The 1,160-nt window shown below is 55.9% G+C and carries 1 protein-coding gene; it reads left to right on the forward strand.

Annotated features, from left to right (window positions below):
- Positions 1-61 precede the first annotated feature (61 nt).
- A protein-coding gene (locus GGD50_RS32520; RefSeq protein ID WP_107106966.1) for an IS630 family transposase occupies positions 62-1,143 on the forward strand; the annotation gives its coding sequence in 2 pieces (ribosomal slippage) (positions 62-598 and positions 601-1,143; 1,080 coding nt in all).
- Positions 1,144-1,160 lie beyond the last annotated feature (17 nt).

The following is a 1,160-nucleotide window of genomic DNA, read 5'->3' on the forward strand; positions in this document are numbered from 1 at the left end:
ATACCGAAGCCTGATGAGGTCGACTCACGCGATTCCATTTTTGGGCAAATCATGATTCAACATGGCGAAAGGAGATTTCGCCATGGGAACAGCATTGGCCATTCGTGGAGATTATACGGCTGACGACCTGCGTCGGCTGGCAAGGCAAAGCCGAGATGCGGATTTGTCGCGGCGATTGATAGCCTTGTCGATCATTTACGACGGGGGTTCCCGCAGCCAGGCAGCATCGCTGGGCGGGGTCGGTTTGCAGATCGTCCGTGACTGGGTCGAGCGTTTCAATCTGCATGGTCCGGAAGGGCTGAAAACGGGCAAGGCGAAGGGACGTGAGCCGCTTTTGAATGAGCCGCAGCGCAAGGCACTGATTGATGCGGTTGAAAAAGGTCCGGTTCCTTATCTCGATGGCGTTGTGCGCTGGCGACTGGTCGATCTGGCCCAGTGGCTTTGGCAGGAGCATCGCATCTCCATCAGTCGCCAGACGCTTGGGCGCGAACTCAATGCCCTGGGTTATCGCAAACTGAGCGCCCGCCCCAAGCATCATGCGCAAGACCCCAACGCGATTGAAGAATTTAAAAAAACTTTCCCGCCGCAGTGGGGGAAATCGCCGCCGGGGCCGCCACAGGCAAGCGAATAGAAATTTGGTTCCAAGATGAGGCCCGCATCGGCCAAAAGAACAAGATCACCAGGCGGTGGGCCAAGCGAGGGACACGGCCATCTGCTCCCCATGATCAGCGGACCAGGTCCGCTTATATCTTCGGTGCGATCTGCCCGAAACTTGGCAAGGCCGCAGCCCTCGTTATGCCATGGTGCGATACGCATGCCATGAACCAGCATTTGATCGAGATATCCCGCCATATTGCCAATGACGCTCACGCCGTCCTGATCATGGATCAGGCGGGCTGGCATTTATCGAACAATCTCATTGTGCCGGACAACATATCCATCCTGCCGTTGCCAGCGAAGTCTCCCGAACTCAATCCCGTTGAAAACCTCTGGCAGTTCATGCGCGAAAATTGGCTCTCCAACCGCGTCTTCAATTCCTACGAGGACATCGTCGACCACTGCTGTGATGCATGGCGCAAGCTTCAACGCCAGCCTTGGCGCATCATGTCAATCGGACGCAGGAAATGGGCCAATGAGTTCTAATCATCGAGCTTTGGTAT

The organism is Martinezella paranaensis (assembly GCF_014200235.1).
Lineage (GTDB): Bacteria > Pseudomonadota > Alphaproteobacteria > Rhizobiales > Rhizobiaceae > Rhizobium > Rhizobium paranaense.